Raw genomic sequence first — 2,041 nt, forward strand, 5'->3', positions numbered from 1 at the left:
GCGATCCTCAAGGCGGGGGGCGCCTATCTGCCGCTGGATCCGGCCTATCCGAGCGCGCGGCTGCGGCAGGTTCTCGAGGATGCGACGCCGCGGCTCTTGCTGGCCGACGAAGCCGGCCGTGCCGCGCTGGGCCCTGAGGCGCTGGCCGATCTGAGCGTGGTCGATCTTACGGCAGCCACACCCGCCTGGGCCGAGCTGCCCGCTTGTAATCTCGACCCACGCGCGCTCGGCCTGACCTCCCGCCATCTCGCCTATGTGATCTACACCTCGGGATCAACAGGCACGCCCAAGGGCGTCATGATCGAGCATGCGAGCACGGTGAACCTGCTGCATTGGAGCAGCGAGTTGTTTGCGGAATCAGAGATCAGCCGCACGCTGTTTTCCACCTCGATCAGTTTTGATCTGTCCGTCTATGAGTGCTTCGTTCCGCTTTCGCAAGGAAGCACGCTTTACCTTGTTGAGAATGCGCTGGCGCTGGCCGAGAGGTCTTTGGATATCTCCTTGATCAACACAGTGCCCTCGGCGATCGCCGCTCTGGTCGACAAGAAAGCCGTGCCGGTTTCCGCAAGCGTGATCAATTCGTGCGGCGAGCGGCTGAAGGTAGGCCTCATAGAAAAGGCCTTCGAGAGCAGTCGCGTAGAGAAGATTTATAACCTTTACGCGCCGTCTGAAACCACTACGTACTCAACCTGGATCTGCCTGCGAAGGGGAGAGGCTGTCGTTGAGACGATCGGCCGTCCGATTGCGAACACGCAGGTATATCTGCTTGACGGTCACCGTGGGCCTGTTCCGTTTGGGGCGGTGGGCGAGCTCTATATCGGCGGGGCGGGAGTGGCGCGCGGCTATCTGAACCGGCCCGAGCTGACGGCGGAGCGGTTCATCGCCAGTCCCTTTGTCGACGGCGACCGGCTGTACCGCACTGGCGACCTGGCGCGGTACTTGCCGGACGGCAATCTGGAGTTCTTGGGCCGCAATGACGATCAGGTGAAGATCCGCGGCTTCCGCATCGAGCCCGGTGAGATTGCGGCGCGGCTCGCCGAGCACCCGTTGGTGCGCGAGGCGGTGGTGGTGGCGCACGAGGGCCCCGCCGGCGACAAGCACCTTGTCGCCTATGTGGTTGTGGCGGCCGAGCATGCGCTCGAAGCTGAGAAGCCTGACCTGGCCGGCGCCTTGCGCGCGCACCTAAGTGCGCGGCTGCCGGAGTATATGGTGCCATCGGCGTTTGTGCAGCTGGCGGCGCTGCCGCTGACGCCGAACGGCAAGCTCGACCGCAAGGCGCTGCCGGCGCCGCAAGATGAGGCGTATGCGCGCGCCGTGTATGCGGCGCCGCAAGGCGAGATCGAGACCGCGCTGGCAACGGTCTGGGCCGAGCTTCTGGGTGTTGAGCGGGTCGGACGCCACGACCACTTCTTTGCGCTCGGCGGCCACTCGCTGCTGGCGGTGCGGCTGTTGAGCCGGGTCTCGCAGGCCATTGGCTTCACACTGCCGCTGAGCACGCTGTTTGCCAAACCGGTGCTGGCCGATCTGGCCGCGAGCATCGTGGATGAGTTGAGCCGCTCCGGCGCGCAAGACCTGCCGGCCATTGTGGCCGTGCCGCGTGATGCGCCGCTTGTGCTGTCGTTTGCGCAACAGCGGCTGTGGTTTTTGGCGCAGCTGGATCAGAGCAGCACGAACTATCACATTCCACTGGCGTGGCGGCTCAAGGGTGGGCTCGACCGCAGCGCCTGGCAGCGCAGCCTGGACCGTGTGTTGGCGCGCCACGAGGCGCTGCGCAGCGTGTTTGTCGCGCCGGAGGGCAAGCCCCGGATGGAGCTGCTGCCGGAGCATGCGGGGCTTCCGGTCGTGGAGCACGATCTGCGGGACAGGCCGGATGCGGACGAGGCGCTATTGGATCTGTGCAGGGAAGAGGCGCGCACGCCGTTCGATCTGGCGCGCGGTCCGCTGATCCGCGGCCGGCTGATCCGGATGAGCGATGAGGAGCACGTGTTCCTGCTGACGCAGCATCATATTGTCTCGGATGGCTGGTCGCTGGGCGTGTTGG

The 2,041-nt window shown here is 65.3% G+C and carries 1 protein-coding gene; it reads left to right on the plus strand.

Translation table 11 applies throughout. The annotated features are described in order from the left end of the window. A partial coding sequence (locus SO139_RS46035) for an amino acid adenylation domain-containing protein (protein ID WP_498542136.1) occupies nucleotides 1-2,041 on the plus strand: 2,041 nt, incomplete at both ends.

This window comes from Bradyrhizobium sp. UFLA05-89, assembly GCF_059803475.1.